The organism is Nonomuraea composti (assembly GCF_012034275.1).
GTDB classification, from domain to species: Bacteria; Actinomycetota; Actinomycetes; order Streptosporangiales; family Streptosporangiaceae; genus Nonomuraea; species Nonomuraea composti.
In genome coordinates this window covers 1-16,415 of sequence record NZ_JAATEP010000106.1, presented here as the reverse complement: position 1 = coordinate 16,415, position 16,415 = coordinate 1, and the positions used below count along the sequence as shown (strand labels likewise).

At 71.6% G+C, this 16,415-nt stretch carries 12 protein-coding genes; 9 read left to right on the top strand and 3 right to left on the bottom strand.

All coding sequences use genetic code 11. From position 1 onward, the window contains the following. From HCN51_RS61990 to HCN51_RS56665, 9 genes are all read left to right on the top strand, one after another. On the top strand, nucleotides 1–91 hold a 91-nt coding region (locus tag HCN51_RS61990; RefSeq protein ID WP_168022062.1), incomplete at its 5' end, for an RICIN domain-containing protein. A 35-nt stretch (nucleotides 92–126) separates the two neighbouring features. After that, complete coding sequence (locus HCN51_RS56700) at nucleotides 127–2,931, top strand: carbohydrate-binding protein (RefSeq protein WP_168022061.1); 2,805 nt, start codon at nucleotides 127–129, stop codon at nucleotides 2,929–2,931. Between the two features lie 11 nt (nucleotides 2,932–2,942). Continuing rightward, nucleotides 2,943–4,655 (top strand): ThuA domain-containing protein, encoded by a 1,713-nt coding sequence (locus HCN51_RS56695; protein WP_168022060.1) that lies wholly within the window; start codon nucleotides 2,943–2,945, stop codon nucleotides 4,653–4,655. 8 nt (nucleotides 4,656–4,663) lie between these two features. After that, nucleotides 4,664–6,127: a sugar ABC transporter ATP-binding protein gene (locus tag HCN51_RS56690; RefSeq protein ID WP_168022059.1), complete on the top strand. Its 1,464-nt coding sequence runs from the start codon at nucleotides 4,664–4,666 to the stop codon at nucleotides 6,125–6,127. After that, a complete protein-coding gene (locus tag HCN51_RS56685) occupies nucleotides 6,124–7,125 on the top strand; it encodes an ABC transporter permease (RefSeq protein WP_168022058.1) in 1,002 nt (333 codons plus the stop codon). Before HCN51_RS56690 ends, HCN51_RS56685 begins: the two co-directional genes overlap by 4 nt. After that, nucleotides 7,122–8,075: an ABC transporter permease gene (locus HCN51_RS56680; RefSeq protein ID WP_168022057.1), complete on the top strand. Its 954-nt coding sequence runs from the start codon at nucleotides 7,122–7,124 to the stop codon at nucleotides 8,073–8,075. The genes HCN51_RS56685 and HCN51_RS56680 overlap by 4 nt, the downstream gene beginning before the upstream one ends. Then, on the top strand, nucleotides 8,062–9,246 hold the full coding sequence (locus HCN51_RS56675) for a substrate-binding domain-containing protein (protein WP_168022056.1): 1,185 nt from the start codon (nucleotides 8,062–8,064) through the stop codon (nucleotides 9,244–9,246). The genes HCN51_RS56680 and HCN51_RS56675 overlap by 14 nt, the downstream gene beginning before the upstream one ends. Before the next feature lie 38 nt (nucleotides 9,247–9,284). After that, complete coding sequence (locus tag HCN51_RS56670; RefSeq protein ID WP_168022063.1) at nucleotides 9,285–10,118, top strand: sugar phosphate isomerase/epimerase family protein; 834 nt, start codon at nucleotides 9,285–9,287, stop codon at nucleotides 10,116–10,118. A gap of 29 nt (nucleotides 10,119–10,147) precedes the next feature. Beyond that, complete coding sequence (locus tag HCN51_RS56665; RefSeq protein WP_168022055.1) at nucleotides 10,148–13,615, top strand: ThuA domain-containing protein; 3,468 nt, start codon at nucleotides 10,148–10,150, stop codon at nucleotides 13,613–13,615. 3 nt (nucleotides 13,616–13,618) lie between these two features. Here HCN51_RS56665 and HCN51_RS56660 read toward each other — a convergent pair whose 3' ends face one another. The 3 genes from HCN51_RS56660 to HCN51_RS56650 all read right to left on the bottom strand — a co-directional run. Beyond that, nucleotides 13,619–14,641, bottom strand: a complete 1,023-nt coding sequence (locus HCN51_RS56660) for a LacI family DNA-binding transcriptional regulator (protein WP_168022054.1) — start codon at nucleotides 14,639–14,641, stop codon at nucleotides 13,619–13,621. Nucleotides 14,642–14,693: 52 nt separating this feature from the next. Next, nucleotides 14,694–15,671 (bottom strand): galactofuranose ABC transporter, permease protein YjfF, encoded by a 978-nt coding sequence (yjfF, locus tag HCN51_RS56655; RefSeq protein WP_168022053.1) that lies wholly within the window; start codon nucleotides 15,669–15,671, stop codon nucleotides 14,694–14,696. Further along, on the bottom strand, nucleotides 15,668–16,415 hold a 748-nt coding region (locus tag HCN51_RS56650), incomplete at its 5' end, for an ABC transporter permease (protein WP_168022052.1). The genes HCN51_RS56650 and yjfF, both read right to left, overlap by 4 nt.

The window sequence follows — 16,415 nt, the reverse complement described above, 5'->3', positions numbered from 1 at the left end:
GGACGTCAGCGGCGCCGGCACCGCCAACGGCACCAAGGTCCAGATCTGGACCTGCCACGGCGGCACCAACCAGAAGTGGACCCGCGCCTGACCGGTCCTCCGTCAGAGGAGGAGGAGGGAACCCCCATGCCCCGACGTCTGCGGCTCGCCCTGATCGCCGCGATGCTGGCCACGACGGCGCTCCACGCGTCCCCGGCGAACGCCGTCGACATCCCGCCGTCCGACTACCAGCAGGTGTCGCTCGCCTCGGGCGGTGCCGAGCTGGGCGAGGCGATGTCGCTGGCCGTGCTGCCGAACCGGTCGGTGGTGCACACCGCCCGCGACGGCACGGTCCGCATCACCGACGCGGCCGGCACCACGAAGGTGGCCGGCAAGCTCAACGTCTACACCCACGACGAGGAGGGCCTGCAAGGCGTGGCGGCCGACCCCGGCTTCGCGTCGAACCGCTACCTGTGGCTCTACTACTCGCCGCGGCTCAGCACGCCGACCGGCGACGCGCCGAGCACCGGCACGCAGTCGCAGTTCGACCAGTGGAAGGGCGAGCTGTACCTGTCGCGGTTCACCCTCAAGTCGGACGACACGCTCGACCTGAGCAGCGAGAAAGTGGTCCTGCGGGTGCAGAACGACCGCGGCCAGTGCTGCCACGTGGGCGGCGACATCGACTTCGACGCCGCCGGCAACCTGTACCTGACCACCGGCGACGACACCAACCCGTTCGAGTCGAGCGGTTACGCCCCGCTGGACGAGCGCACCAACCGCAACCCGCAGTACGACGCCCAGCGCTCGGCCGCCAACACCAACGACCTGCGCGGCAAGCTCCTGCGCATCAAGCCGCAGCCCGACGGCAGCTACACGATCCCCAGCGGCAACCTGTTCCCGCCGGGAACGGCGAAGACCCGGCCGGAGATCTACGCCATGGGCTTCCGCAACCCGTTCCGGATGAGCGTGGACAAGGCGACCGGCGTCGTCTACCTCGGCGACTACGGTCCGGACGCCGGGGTGACCAGCTCCACCCGGGGGCCGAGCGGGCAGGTGGAGTTCGACCGCGTCACGGGGCCGGGCAACTACGGCTGGCCGTACTGCACCGGCACGAACACCACCAGCGAGACCTACAACGAGTGGAACTTCGCCACCAACAGCACCGGCCCGAAGTACGACTGCGCGGGCGGCCCCACCAACAACTCCTTCCGCAACACCGGCCTGACCACGCTGCCCCCGGCGAAGCCGGCCTGGATCCGGTACGCGGGGGACGCCGGCAGCCCGCTGGAGTTCGGCTCCGGTTCCGAGTCGCCGATGGGCGGCCCCGTCTACCGCTTCGACCCCGCCCTGAGCTCGTCCGTCAAGTTCCCCCAGTCGCTCGACGGGCGCTTCTTCGCCGGCGAGTACGGCCGGCGCTGGATCAAGGCCATCGAGGTCCGGCAGGACGGCGGCTACGGCGAGATCGCGGCCTTCCCCTGGTCGGGCACGCAGGTGATGGACATGGCGTTCGGCCCGGACGGAGCCCTGTACGTGCTCGACTACGGCACCGGGAGCAACAACCAGGCGCTGTACCGCATCGAGTACATCGGCAGCGCCAACCGCAACCCGATCGCCAAGGCCTCCGCCGACCGGACGTCCGGTCCGGCGCCGCTGACGGTGAGCTTCTCCTCGGCGGGCAGCTCGGACCCGGAGGGCGGCGCGCTGACGTACGCGTGGAGCTTCGGCGACGGCACCACCTCCACGGCGGCGAACCCGTCCAAGACCTACACCGCGAACGGCACCTACACGGCGACGCTCACCGTCCGTGACCCGCAGGGCCTCACCGGCACGGCGAGCGTGATCGTGACCGTCGGCAACACCGCGCCGTCGGTCACCCTCACCACCCCCACCGACGGGCAGCTGTTCTCCTTCGGCGACACCGTGCCGTTCCAGGTCACGGTCACCGACCCGGAGGACGGGACGGTCGACTGCGACCGGGTGACCGTCGCCTACCTGCTCGGCCACGACAGTCACCGCCACCAGATCACCTCCAAGACGGGCTGCTCGGGCTCGATCACGGTGCCGGTGGACGGCGAGCACGACGCCGCGGCCAACATCTACGGCGTCTTCGAGGCGTCCTACACCGACCAGGGCGGGCTGACCTCCACCAGCGCCCGCGTCCTGCAGCCGCGGCACCGGCAGGCCGAGCACTTCGGCGCCCAGCAGGGCGTGCAGACGGCCGACCACACCACGGCGGAGGGCGGTAAGACGGCCGGCTTCATCGACGACGGCGACTGGATCTCCTTCCAGCCGTACGGCCTGGCCTCCGCGACGCGGTTCACCGCCCGGGTGTCGTCGGGCGGCGCGGGCGGCCGGATCGAGGTGCGGGCCGGCTCGCCGACCGGCACCCTGCTGGGCACGGCGACCGTGGCGAGCACCGGCGGCTGGGACACCTTCGCCGACGTCTCGGCGGCCCTCAGCGGCGCTCCGGCCGGGACGACCACGCTCTACCTGGTCTTCCGCGGGCCGACCGGGCAGGGGTACCTGTTCGACGTGGACGCCTTCACCTTCGACACCGGCACCCCGTCGAGCAGCACGAGCGCGCTCAAAGGTGTCGGCTCGGGCCGCTGCCTGGACGTCAACGGCGCTTCCCAGGCCAACGGCGCGCTGGCGCAGATCTGGGACTGCAACGGTCAGGCGAACCAGCAGTGGACCTCGACCAGCGCGGGTGAGCTGCGCGTCTACGGCTCCAAGTGCCTGGACGTCAACGGCGCCGGCACGGCCGACGGCACCGCCGTCATCATCTGGGACTGCAACGGCCAGAACAACCAGAAGTGGCGCCTGAACAGCGACGGCACGATCACCGCCGTCGGCGCGAACAAGTGCCTGGACGTCGGCGCCACCGCCAACGGCACCAAGGCCCGCATCTGGACCTGCACCGCAGGCACCGGCCAGCGCTGGACCCGCGTATGAAAGGGACCCCCATGCTGCGACCTCCGACCCCCACCGCACTGAGACGCCTGGCGGCGACCGTGGCGGCCCTCATCGCCGCCGCGATGCTGATCCCCGCCGTCCCCGCTCAGGCCGCCGCCTTCAAGGTGCTCGTGTTCTCCAAGACGGCCGGGTTCCGGCACGACTCGATCCCCGCCGGCATCCAGGCCATCCGCGAGCTGGGCGCCACCGGCGACTTCACCGTCGACGCCACCGAGGACGGGAACGCCTTCACCGCGGCCAACCTGGCCCAGTACCGGGCGGTGGTGTTCCTCAGCACGACCGGCGACGTGCTCAACGACACCCAGCAGGCCGCCTTCCAGGCGTACGTGGACGGCGGCGGCGGTTACGTGGGCGTGCACGCCGCCGCCGACACCGAGTACAACTGGCCCTACTACGGGCAGCTCATGGGCGCCTGGTTCAACAACCACCCGGCGATCCAGCAGGCCACCGTACGCACCGAGGACCGGGCGCACGCCGCCACCGCGCACCTCGGGGCGACCTGGTCGCGCACCGACGAGTGGTACAACTACCGCACCAACCCGCGCCCGAACGTGCGCGTGCTGCAGAGCCTCGACGAGGGCAGCTACAGCGGCGGCGGCATGGGTGACCACCCGATCACCTGGTGCCACCCGCAGTCGTCCGGCCGCTCGTTCTACACGGGGCTGGGGCACACCCAGGAGTCGTACGCCGATGCGAGCTTCCGCGCGCTGCTGCTCGGCGGCATCCGGTACGCGGCCAAGGCCGTCAACGCCGACTGCCGCCCGGAGACCGGGTACACGGCGTTGTACAACGGCTCGACCGCGGGCTGGTCGCAGGCGGGGCCGGGGTCGTTCGCCAACAGCGACGCCACGCTGACCTCCCAGGGCGGCATGGGCATGCTGTGGTACAGCGCCAAGGAGCTGCGCTCCTACTCGCTCAAGCTCGACTGGAGGATGACCGGCGACTCCAACTCCGGCGTGATCGTCGGCTTCCCCGCCACCAGCGACCCCCAGGCGGCCCTCGACACCGGTTACGAGGTGCAGATCGACGCGACCGACAGCACGGACAAGACGACCGGGGCGATCTACGGGGTCAAGGCCGCCGACATCGCCGCCCGCGACGCGGCGCTGAACCCGCCGGGCCAGTGGAACACCTTCGAGCTGCTGGTGGAGGGCGAGCGGCTGCAGGTGTTCCTGAACGGCACCAAGATCAACGACTTCACCAACACGGACCCGGCCCGCTCCCTCCAGCAGGGCTACCTCGGCCTGCAGAATCACGGCTCCGGCGACGTGGTGTCCTTCCGCAACGTCCGCGTCAAGGAGCTGACCGGCACGCCGGGCGGCGGCACGGGCCCGCTCAAGGGTGTCGGTTCCGGCCGCTGCCTGGACGTCAGCGGCGCCTCGCAGGCCAACGGCGCGCTGGCGCAGATCTGGGACTGCAACGGTCAGGCGAACCAGCAGTGGACCTCGACCAGCGCGGGTGAGCTGCGCGTCTACGGCAGCAAGTGCCTGGACGTCAACGGCGCCGGCACGGCCGACGGCACCGCCGTCATCATCTGGAGCTGCAACGGCCAGAACAACCAGAAGTGGCGCCTGAACTCCGACGGCACGATCACCGCCGTCGGGGCGAACAAGTGCCTGGACGTCGGCGGCACCGCCAACGGCACCAAGGCCCGCATCTGGACCTGCACCGCGAGCGCCGGCCAGCGCTGGACCCGGGGCTGAGGCGGGCGATGCTGAGCATGCGCGGCATCGGCAAGAGCTTCCTGGGCGTGCCGGTGCTGACGGGGGTGGACCTCGACGTGACGGCCGGCGAGGTCCACGCCGTCGTGGGCGAGAACGGCGCCGGCAAGTCCACCCTCATGAAGATCATGTGCGGGGTGCACCGGCCGGACGCGGGCACGATCGCCATCGACGGCCGGCCCGTCTCCTTCGGCCACCCCCTCGACGCGCAGCGCTCCGGCATCGCGATCATCCACCAGGAGTTCAACCTGCTGCCCGAGCGCACCGTCGCCGAGAACGTGTTCCTCGGCCGCGAGCCCGTCCGGCGCGGGCTGGTCGATCGGGCCGCCATGGAGCAGGCCACCGCGCGGCTCCTCGCCGAGCTGGGCGAGGAGCCGTTCGGGCCGCGCGACACCGTCAAGCGCCTGCCCGTGGCGCAGCAGCAGATCGTCGAGATCGTCAAGGCGCTGGCGGTGAACGCGCGGCTCGTCGTCATGGACGAGCCCACCGCCGCGCTCGCCGAGCACGAGGTCGAGGTGCTGTACCGGCTGGTCGGGCGGCTGCGGGAGCGAGGCGTCGCCGTCGTGTACATCTCCCACCGATTACGCGAGGTGTTCGACCTCGCCGGCCGGGTCACCGTGCTCAAGGACGGCGCGCGCGTCACCACGTTCCCGATCGGCGCGGTCACCCCCGGCGAGCTGATCCGGCTGATGGTGGGCCGCGACCTCGGCGCCACCTATCCGCCCCGCTCGGCGGCTGCGGGCGAGACCCGGCTGCGGCTGCGCGGCGCCGGCAACCACCGGCTGCGGGACATCGATCTGGAGCTGCGGGCGGGGGAGATCGTCGGCGTCGCCGGCCTGCAAGGATCCGGCCGCTCGGAGCTCGCCAAGGCGATCTTCGGCGCGGAGCCGTTCACCACGGGTGAGATGCTGCCGGCGCGCCCGCGCTCGGTCCGCGAGGGCATGGCCCTGGGCATCGGCCTCGTGACCGAGGACCGCAAGGCCGAAGGGCTCGCGTTGCGCCAGTCCGTGCGCGACAACGCCCTGCTCGCCGCCCGCGCGGCGGGCGCCCGAGCCGGCGGCGGAAAGATCCGCAGGGCCCGCGACGGTCTCGCCGAGCTGTTCGGACGGGTCCGCCTCTCCCCGGCGCGCCAGGAGCAGGAGGTCCGCTACCTGTCCGGCGGCAACCAGCAGAAGGTCGTGCTCGTCAAGTGGCTGACGATGGCGCCCCGCGTGCTGCTGTTCGACGAGCCGACCAGGGGAGTGGACGTCGGCGCCAAGGCCGCGATCCACGCCCTGATGCGCGAGCTGGCCGACGACGGCACGGCCATCCTGATGGTCTCCTCCGAGCTGCCCGAGCTCATCGGCATGAGCGACCGCGTCGTGGTCCTGCGTGACGGCCGCATCGCGGGCACGCTGCCCGCCGGGCCCACCGAGGAGGCCGTCATGCGCCTGGCGGCGGGAGAGGCTGAATGAACCTGCTCACCCGGCCCGCCCGCGCCCCCGCCAACGGCCGCCTGGCGGCGCGCCTGCGCGAGCCCACGTCCATGGTGTTCCTCGCGCTGCTCGCCCTGACCGCGATCGGCTGGTTGCTCGTCGCGCTCGACGGCGGCCGGCTCCTCACGCTGGAGAGCGTCGTCGGGATCCAGCAGCGCTCCGCCGCCCTCGGCATCGTGGCCGTCGGGCAGACGCTGGCGATCCTCGCCGGCTCGCTCGACCTGTCGGTGGCGTACCTGATCAGCCTGTCCTCCCTGGTCGCGGCCGAGATCATGGCGGGCAGGGACGGGAGCATCGGGCCGGCGGTCGCCGCCGTGCTGGCCGTCAGCGCCCTGGTGGGGCTGGTCAACGGGCTGGTCATCACCCGGCTGCGCGTGCACGCCTTCATCGCCACCCTCGGCGTCGCCCTGATCATCAAGGGCGTCGTGGACCACCTCTACGACGGCCCGGCGGGCAAGGTGCCCGAGTCGTTCCAGCTCCTCGGCTACTCCCGCGCCGGCCCGATCCCCGTCTCCGCGATGTTGTGGGCGGTCGTGGCCGTCGCGGCCTGGCTCCTGCTGAGCAGGACCCGGCTGGGCCACCACATCTACGCGGTGGGCGGCGACGAGGAGGTCGCCCGGCTGTCCGGGATCCGCACGGGCCGCGTCCTCGTGCTCACGCACGTGCTCTGCTCCATCTGCGCCGGCGTCGCGGGCCTGCTGCTGGCCGCCCGGCTCGGCGCGGGCGCGCCCACGGTCGGCACCGACGGCGGCTACGACCTGGAGTCCATCGCCGCGGTCGTGCTCGGCGGCACCGCGCTGGCCGGCGGCAAGGGAGGCGTCGCCGGGACGGTGGGCGGCGTCCTGCTGCTGGCCGTCCTGGACAGCGTGTTCAACGAGCTGGCGGTCGACTCCTTCGCCAAGGACGTCGTGCGCGGCGTGGTGATCGTCGTCGCGGTCGCCGTGTACGCGCGGCGCGGGAGCAGGAGACCGGCATGAGACGAGCACTGCCCATCCTCGCCGTCCTCGTGGTGCTGCTGGCCGCGATCGCGGTCGCCAACCCGCACTTCCTGGAGCCCGCCGGGTTCCTGGCGTTCATGAAGCGGGCCGCGCCGCTGGTGATCCTCGCCGCCGGGCAGTACTTCGTCGTCGTGTCCGGCGAGTTCGACCTGTCGGTCGGCTCACTGGTGACGGCCGAAGTGGTGATCGCCGCGCGGCTCATCGACGGTCACGAACCCGCCACCTGGCCGGTGCTCGCCCTGCTGCTCGCCGCCGGGCCGCTCGTCGGGCTGGTCAACGGCGTGGCCACCACCAAGCTGCGGGTGCCGTCGTTCATCGTCACGCTCGGCATGCTGCTCGTCCTGTCCGGAGCGGTCTTCCTGTGGACCGGCGGCGCGCCGCGCGGCGCGCTGTCGGAAGGCTTCCGGACGTTCGGCCGCGGCGCGCTCGGGCCGCTGCCGTGGTCGGTGCTGATCCTGCTGGCCGCCGGCGCGGCGGCGATCCGGCTCATGCGCGCCGACTTCGGCAGGACCCTCGTCGCCACCGGCGACAACGAGCGGGCCGCCGCGCTGTCCGGCGTCCGCGTCGACCGGGTCAAGATCTTCGCCTTCATGCTCTCGGGCCTGTCCGCGGCCGTCGCGGCGATCCTGCTCGGCGGGTTCGCCGGGGTGTCGGCGCAGGTGGGGCAGGGGCTGGAGTTCTCCGCCATCACCGCGGTCGTCCTCGGCGGCGTGGCGCTCGGCGGCGGGCGCGGCTCCGTGGCCGCCGCCATGCTCGGCGCCTTCACGCTGGAGGCGCTGTTCACCCTGCTCAACCTGTACGGGATCTCCGGGGCGCTGGAGTTCACCGTGCAGGGCGTCATCATCATCGCCGCGGTCGCGGCGGGAGCCGTCCGGCTCCCCTGGAGGAAGCACACCCCCCGAACAGGAGACGCCCATGCCGCGTCGTAAAGCCGCAGCCGCCGCCGTCATCGCCGCGCTCGTCGTCGCCGGCTGCACCACCGATCGGCCCGAGCCCACGACCGGGGCGAGCACCCAGGGCTCCGGCACGGGCGCGCAGTCGAAGTTCTTCGTCCAGGCCGACTTCGACGCCCAGCTCGCCATGCGCTCCCAGACCCCCGAAGGGCCCGCGAACAAGCCCTGGGAGCAGGCCATCGCCCCGAAGATGATCGACACGGCGACGTACAAGAAGGACGGCCCGTACCACCTGTGCTTCTCCAACGCGGCGGTCGACAACCCGTGGCGCCAGGTCGGCTGGAAGACCATGCAGGCCGAGGTGGGCCTGCACAAGGAGATCGCCGAGTTCACCGCGCTGGAGGCCGGCGGCAAGGACGACAAGCAGATCTCCGACCTCGCCGAGCTGCAGGCCAAGGGCTGCGACGCGCTGATCGTCTCGCCGAACACCACGGCGACGCTCACCCCCGCCGTGACGGCCGCGTGTGAGAAGGTGCCCGTCATCGTGTTCGACCGGGGCGTGCAGACCGACTGCCCGGTGACGTTCATCAAGCCCATCGGCGGCTACGCCTTCGGCGCCGACGCCGCCGAGTTCCTGGCCGCGAAGGTGCCGGCCGGCGGGAAGGTGCTGGCGCTGCGCATCCTGCCGGGCGTGGACGTGCTGGAGACCCGCTGGTCGGCGGCCAAGGTGGTCTTCGACAAGAGCAAGGTCCAGGTGGTCGGGGTGGAGTTCACCGACGGCGACGCCGCCAAGACCAAGAGCATCGTCAGCGACTACCTTCAGCGCTACGGCAAAATCGACGGCGTCTGGATGGACGCCGGCGCCACCGCCGTCGCCGCGATCGAGGCGTTCGAGGACGCCGGCCTGCCGGTGCCGCCGATCAACGGCGAGGACCAGCAGGACTTCCTGCAGAAGTGGAAGGACGCCGGCCTCACCGCGATCGCGCCGACCTACCCGACCTACCAGTGGCGCACCCCGATCATCGCCGCCCTGAAGATCCTCAAGGGCGAGCAGGTGCCCGAGACGTGGAACCTGCCGCAGCCGAAGGTCACCAGCGAGAACCTGTCGGCCTACCTCAAGCCCGGCATGCCGCCGCTGCACTACGCGCTGTGCGGCTGCGAGGACCTGCCCGGCTTCCCCGAGGCGTGGGGCGGGACGAAGGGCTGATGCACGCTCCTCCCGGCATGACGACGAAGAAGGACGCCATGTTCTCCATCGGAGTGAACACCTGGGTCTGGGTCTCCCCGCTGACCGACGACGACCTGGCGCGGCTGGTGCCCCGCATCGCCGGATGGGGGTTCGACGTCGTCGAGCTGCCCGTCGAGCAGCCCGGCGACTGGAGCCCGGACAAGGCCGCGGCGCTGCTGGCCGAGTACGAGCTGTCCGCGTCCGTGGTGCTGGTCATGCCGCCCGGCCGCGAGCTCGTGGCCGCCTCCCCGCAGACGGTCCGCGACACCCAGGACTACCTGCGGCACTGCGTCGAGGTGGCGGTGACCGTCGGCTCCCCGGTGATCGCCGGCCCCGCGTACGCGTCGGTCGGCCGCACCTGGCGGCTGTCGCCGGACGAGCGCCGCGCGGCCTACGCCGAACTGCGCGAGAACCTGCGGCCCGTGCTGGACCACGCGGCCGAGCGCGGGATCACGCTCGCGGTCGAGCCGCTCAACCGGTACGAGACCAGCCTGCTCAACACCGTCGAGCAGGCCCTCGACGCGCTGCCCGGCGACTGCCACCTGGCGCTCGACGTCTACCACATGAACATCGAGGAGAAGGACCCCGCCCAGGCGGTCCGGGCCGCGGCCGGCCGCGTCGCGCACGTGCAGGCGTGCGGCACCGACCGCGGCACGCCGGGCGCCGACCGCTTCGACTGGCCCGGCTTCACCCAGGCGCTGCGCGAGAGCGGTTATCAAGGGCCGCTCGTCATCGAGTCGTTCACCGCGCACAACCGCAGCATCGCCACCGCCGCCTCCGTCTGGCGGCCCCTCGCGCCGAGCCAGGACGCGCTGGCCGTCGCCGGCCTCACCTACCTGCGCACGCTCTGATTCGCCCGCCCTCCCCAGGAGACCCCCTCATGCGAAGATCACGCCTGTTCCCCGCCCTGGCCGCCGCCTTATTGGGCCTGCTGATGTCCGTGTCGCCGCAGGTGGCGCACGCGGCCGCGCCGGCGTTCAAGGTGCTGCTGTTCTCCGAGACGGCCAGCGGCGCCTACCGGCACGACTCCATCGCCGCCGGCGTCACGATGTTCCAGCAGCTCGCGGCCGACAACAACTTCCAGCTCGACCGCAGCGAGGACTCCAGCGTCTTCACCAGCGCGGCCATGAGCACCTACGACGCCGTGATCATGTTCCAGACCAGCGGCATGGTCTGGGACAACGACGCCCAGCGCCAGGCCTTCCAGTCCTACGTGCGCAGCGGGCGCGGCGTCGTCGCCGTGCACAACGCCACCGACATGAACATCGAGTCGCAGTTCCCCTGGTGGGACCAGGTCGTCCTGGCCGGCGCCCACATGACCGCGCACTCGTCCATCCTCCAGGGCACCGCCAAGGTGGCCGACAAGGTGCACCCCTCCACGAAGGGGCTGCCGGACCGGTGGGTACGCACCGAGGAGTGGTACAACTTCGACAAGAACATGCGCGGCTCGGTGCACGTGCTGGTGACCGCGGACGAGACCACCTACGACGCGGGCCCCAACAAGATGGGCGCCGACCACCCGATCTCCTGGTGCCACAACCCGGAGGGCGCGCGCGTGTGGGCCACCGCGATGGGCCACAACGCCTCCTCCTATTCCGAGCCGCTGTTCAAGCAGCACCTGCTCGGCGCCGTGCAGTGGGCCGCGGGCGCGGCGGCGGGCGACTGCGGCGGCACCGTCACCTCCCGCTTCCAGAAGGTGACCCTCGACGGCGCGCCCGACCAGCCGATGGAGCTGGACGTGGCCGCCGACGGCCGCGTCTTCTACATCTCCCGCTCCGGCAAGGTGAACCTGATCCCCGCCGGCGGCGGCGGCACGCGCGTCATCGGCACCCTGTCCGTCTACGACGGCGGCGAGGACGGCGGCATCGGCCTGGCGCTGGACCCGAACTTCGCCACCAACGGCTGGATCTACCTCAACTACTCGCCCCTCAACGGCGGCGAGGTGAACCGGGTGTCCCGGTTCACCTTCAACGGCACCAGCCTCGACCTGTCCAGCGAGAAGAAGATCATCGAGGTGCCGGCGTACCGCAACGTGGACGAGCCCGGGCACACCGGCGGCTACCTCGCGTTCGGCCCGGGCGGCAACCTCTACATCGGCCCGGGTGACGACACCAATCCGAACGGCTCCAGCGGCTACGCCCCCATCGACGAGCGGCAGGGCCGCGAGCACTACGACGCCCAGCGCTCCTCGGCCAACACCAACGACCTGCGCGGCAAGATCCTGCGCATCCACCCCGAAGCGGACGGCACCTACACGATCCCGTCCGGCAACATGTTCGCGCCCGGCACCGCCAAGACCCGGCCGGAGATCTACGCGATGGGCTTCCGCAACCCGTTCCGCTTCTCCGTGGACAAGACGACGGGCTGGATCTCGGTGGGCGACTACGGCCCCGACGCGGGCTCGGCGAACGCCAACCGGGGCCCCGAGGGCACCGTCGAGTGGAACCTGATCAAGCAGCCCGGCTTCTACGGCTGGCCGTACTGCACCGGCAACAACATCCCGTTCAACGACTTCAACTTCGCCACCAACACCTCCGGCGCGAAGTTCAACTGCTCCGCGCCGGTCAACAACTCGCCCAACAACACGGGCCTGACCAGCCTGCCCGCCGCCCAGCCGGCGACCGTCTGGTACAACTACCACGCCTCGGCCGAGTTCCCCGAGATCAACTGCTGCGGCGGCGCCGCGCCGATGGGCGGCCCGTTCTACCGCTACGACGCGGCCGGCGCCTCCGACCGCAGGTTCCCCGAGTACTTCGACGGCGCGGCCTTCTTCTACGAGTGGAGCCGCAACTTCGTCAAGGAGTTCCGCCTCGACTCCTCGGGCGGCCTGCTGAAGATCAACCCGTTCGTGGCGCAGCTCGCCCCGAGGGCGCCGATCGACATGAAGTTCGGCCCGGACGGCGCTCTCTACATGGCCGACTGGGGCAACGGCTTCGGCCACGCCAACACCGACGACAGCATCTACCGCATCGACTACGTGGCCGGCAACCGCGCGCCCCTGGCCAAGGCGAGCGCCAGCCCCGACTCGGGCGCGGCGCCGCTGACGGTGGCGTTCTCCTCGGCCGGCTCGGCCGACCCCGACGGCGACGCGATCACCTACGCGTGGGACTTCGGCGACGGCGCCACCTCCACCAGCGCCAACCCCTCCCACACCTACACCGCCAACGGCACCTACCAGGCCAAGCTCACCGTACGGGACTCCGGCGGCAAGACGGGCAGCGTCACCGTGCCCGTCGTGGTCGGCAACACCCGGCCCAAGGTCACGTTCTCGGCACCGCCCGACGGCGGCTTCATCGACTTCGGCGACGACGTGGACTACACCGTCGGCGTCACCGACGCCGAGGACGGGGCCGCCGACTGCACCAAGGTCAACGTCGTCACGGCGCTCGGCCACGACCAGCACGCCCACGACACCGGCCAGTACACCGGCTGCTCCGGCACGGTCACGACCACCGCGTCCGGCCACGACGAGTTCTCCAACGTCTACTACGTCCTGTCGGCCGACTACACCGACCGGGGCGGGCTGAAGGGCACCGCCGGCATCACCCTGCAGCCCAAGCACAAGCAGGCCGAGCACTTCACCGGCTCGTCCGGCATCCGCGTCGTCGAGGAGTCGGGCGCCGAGGGCGGCCGGCGCATCGGCGACATCTCCAACAACGACTGGATCTCCTTCAGCCCGATCAGCCTGTCCGGCATCGACACGGTGTCCTTCCGCGTCTCGGCGCCGTCCAGCACCGGGGCCTCCATCGAGCTGCGCGCCGACTCGCCGACGGGCGCCCTGCTCGCCTCCGCCTCCGTCCCGGCGACCGGGGGCTGGAACTCCTACGTGTCGCTGCCCGCGGTGCCCGTCACCGATCCCGGCGGCACCCACAACGTGCACGTCGTGTTCAAGGCGCCGTCCGCGAACGCGTTCGACGTGGACGCCATCACCTTCAACGGCGACGGCGTCGGGCAGGGCGACGGCACGCCGCCCGGCGACACGAGCGTGATCAAGGGCGTCGGTTCGGGCCGCTGCCTGGACGCGAGCAACGCCGCGCAGGCGCAGATCTGGGACTGCAACGGGCAGGCGAGCCAGCAGTGGACCGCGACCGCCGCGAGCGAGCTGCGCACCGCCGCCGGCCGGTGCCTGGACGTGAACGGCGCCGGAACGGCCGACGGCACCGCCGTGCTCGTCTGGGACTGCAACGGCCAGAACAACCAGAAGTGGCGCCTGAACTCCGACGGCACGATCACCGCCGTCGGCGCGAACAAGTGCCTCGACGTCAACGGCGCCGGCACCGCCAACGGCACCAAGGTGCAGATCTGGACGTGCAACGGCGGCGCCAACCAGAAGTGGACCCGTTCCTGACGCTCACCCGGCCGTAGTGGGAGGAGGTGCGGTGCTCTCGCGGACGACCAGCTCCGTGGCCAGCTCGACGCGGCTGCGCGCGAGCCGCTCGCCGTTGGCGAGCTGCAGCAGCATCCGGGTGGCCGCGGCGGCCATCTCGGTGAGCGGCTGGCGGACGGTGGTCAGCGGCGGTAGGTGCCAGCGCACCGACGGCATGTCGTCGAAGCCGACCACGCTCAGGTCGTCCGGGACACGCAGGCCGAGCCGGTGGGCGGCGTGGTAGACGCCGATCGCCTGGCCGTCGTTCGCGGCGAAGATCGCCGTGGGGCGGTCAGGCAGGCGTAGCAGGCGCTCCGCCTGGGCCAGGCCGCCCTCGATGAAGAAGTCGCCCCGGCCGATCAGCTCCGGATCGGCCGGGACGCCGGCCATGTCGAGGGCGGTGCGGTAGCCGTCGAGCCGGGCCCGGCTGGACACCGCCGCGTCGGGCCCGGTGACGATGCCGATGCGCCGGTGCCCCAGCTCCAGCAGGTGGCGGGTGGCGATGAGCCCGCCGTTCCAGTTGCCGGCGCCGACCGACGGCAGGTCCCGTGCCGGGACGTCGGCCGGGTCGAGCAGCACCAGCGGGATCTCGCTGCGGGCGAGCTGCTCGCGCTGCGCCTCGGTCAGCCCCTCGAACACCGCGATCACGCCGCTCGGGCGCCGCCGCAGCACGACGTCCAGCCAGGCGTCGGCGGCGCTGCGGTCGCGGCGCAGGTCCGAGATCCCGACCGTGAGGTCGTGCTCGTGGGCGACCTGCGCCACCCCCTTGGTGATCTCCACGGGGTAGTCGCCTTCCAGGGCGTGGAAGACCAGCTCGACCAGGGCGGTCGGGGTGGAGCGGCGGCGCTGGCGGCGGTAGCCGTGCCGGCGGATCAGCTCCTCCACGGCGGCGCGGGTCTCGGAGGAGACCTCGGAGCGGCCGTTCACGACCTTGGAGACCGTCGCGGTGGACACGCCGGCCAGCTCGGCGAGCTGGGCGATGGTGAGAGGGGACGACTCCGTGGCCATGGCGGCAGTCTAGCCACGCGCCGCCCGCGGTGATCAGCGCCGGCTCACCGCCTCACGCCCCGCGTCTGGACATCAACCGTTGCAGGAGGATGAAGACGAGCAGCAGCGCGCCGATGAAGATCTTCGTCCACCAGGAGCTGAGCGTGCCCTCGAAGCTGATGACGGTCTGGATGAGGCCGAGCACCAGCACGCCGAGGACGGTGCCGAGCAGGTAGCCGCTGCCGCCGGTGAGCAGGGTGCCGCCGATGACGACCGCCGCGATCGCGTCCAGCTCCATGCCGACGGCGTGCAGGCCGTACCCCGACAGCATGTAGAACGCCAGCAGGACGCCCCCGAGAGCGGAGCACAGGCCGCTGACCGTATAGACGGTGATCTTCGTGCGGGCCACGGGCAGGCCCATGAGCAGCGCCGACTGCTCGCTGCCGCCGGTCGCGTAGACCGCGCGGCCGAAGCGGGTGTAGTGCAGCACGTACGCCGCCACCAGCACGACCGCGACCGCGATGAGCACGCTGGGGGAGATCCACAGGTCGGCGAACAGGTCGATCCTGGTCTGCGCGAACGCCGTGAACGCCGGGTCCGTGATGGGGATCGAGTCGGTGCCGATCGTGTAGCACAGGCCGCGCGCCAGGAACATGCCGGCCAGCGTGACGATGAACGGCTGGATGCCGAAGAAGTGGATGATGGCGCCCATGCCGCCGCCCAGCGCGACGCCCATGGCGAGCACGAGGGCGATGACCGCCCACCACGGCCAGCCGGCCTGCAGCAGGCTGGCGGAGACCATGGTCGAGAGCGCGACGACCGCGCCCACGGACAGGTCGATGCCGCCGGTGAGGATGACGAAGGTCAGGCCGACCGCGACGACGAGCAGGAAGCCGTTGTCGATGAAGACGTTCAGGATGACCTGGCCGGTGGCGAAGCCCTCGTAGCGGACGCCGCCGGCCACGAACATGGCCGCGAACAGGCCGGCGGTGACCAGCACGGGAACGTACGCGCGGGGGAGCGGCCGGGTCAGGCCCGGCAGGGTGGTCATGCGGTGACCTTCACCTTCTCGCCGGCCGCCGCCTTCGGCGCGGGCCTGGGCCGGCGGTGGAAGACCTTCGCGCGGAAGGCGGGAGACTGCAGCAGGCAGACGGTCGTCACCACGAGCGCCTTGAACAGCAGCGTCGTCTCCGGCGGCACGCCGATGGAGTAGATGGTCGTGGTGAGCGTCTGGATGATCAGGGCGCCGAGCACGGTGCCGGTGAGGGAGAAGCGGCCGCCGGTCAGCGAGGTGCCCCCGATGACGACGGCGAGGATGGCGTCGAGCTCGATCCACAGGCCGGCATTGTTGCCGTCGGCGCTGGAGACGTTCGAGCTGATCATGAGGCCGGCGATGCCGGCGCACAGGGCGCAGGCGGTGTAGGCCATCACGGTCACGCGGCGGGCGTCGATGCCGGCCAGGCGGCTGGCCACGGGGTTGCCGCCGACCGCCTCGATGACGAGGCCGAGGGCGAGGCGCCGGGTGAGGAACGCGGTGACGGCCCAGATGGCGGCCACGACGAGGATGCCGAACGGGAGCGTGAGCCAGTAGCCGCCGCCGATCAGCTTGTAGGCCGGGCTGTTGACGGTGATGATCTGCCCGTCGGTGATGAGCTGGGCCAGGCCGCGCCCGGCCACCATGAGGATGAGGGTGGCGATGATCGGCTGGATGCCGATGCCCGCGACCAGGAACCCGTTCCAGGCACCCAGCGCCAGGCACAGCCCGAGCGCGAGCGCCACGGCGGTGAACACGCTC

What these genes read in the sequence shown, in the direction of transcription:
- HCN51_RS56700 (WP_168022061.1), top strand. Translation starts at nt 127, where the DNA reads ATGCCCCGACGTCTGCGGCTCGCCCTGATCGCCGCGATGCTGGCCACG.
- HCN51_RS56695 (WP_168022060.1), top strand. Translation starts at nt 2,943, where the DNA reads ATGCTGCGACCTCCGACCCCCACCGCACTGAGACGCCTGGCGGCGACC.
- HCN51_RS56690 (WP_168022059.1), top strand. Translation starts at nt 4,664, where the DNA reads ATGCTGAGCATGCGCGGCATCGGCAAGAGCTTCCTGGGCGTGCCGGTG.
- HCN51_RS56685 (WP_168022058.1), top strand. Translation starts at nt 6,124, where the DNA reads ATGAACCTGCTCACCCGGCCCGCCCGCGCCCCCGCCAACGGCCGCCTG.
- HCN51_RS56680 (WP_168022057.1), top strand. Translation starts at nt 7,122, where the DNA reads ATGAGACGAGCACTGCCCATCCTCGCCGTCCTCGTGGTGCTGCTGGCC.
- HCN51_RS56675 (WP_168022056.1), top strand. Translation starts at nt 8,062, where the DNA reads ATGCCGCGTCGTAAAGCCGCAGCCGCCGCCGTCATCGCCGCGCTCGTC.
- HCN51_RS56670 (WP_168022063.1), top strand. Translation starts at nt 9,285, where the DNA reads ATGTTCTCCATCGGAGTGAACACCTGGGTCTGGGTCTCCCCGCTGACC.
- HCN51_RS56665 (WP_168022055.1), top strand. Translation starts at nt 10,148, where the DNA reads ATGCGAAGATCACGCCTGTTCCCCGCCCTGGCCGCCGCCTTATTGGGC.
- HCN51_RS56660 (WP_168022054.1), bottom strand. Translation starts at nt 14,641, where the DNA reads ATGGCCACGGAGTCGTCCCCTCTCACCATCGCCCAGCTCGCCGAGCTG.
- yjfF (WP_168022053.1), bottom strand. Translation starts at nt 15,671, where the DNA reads ATGACCACCCTGCCGGGCCTGACCCGGCCGCTCCCCCGCGCGTACGTT.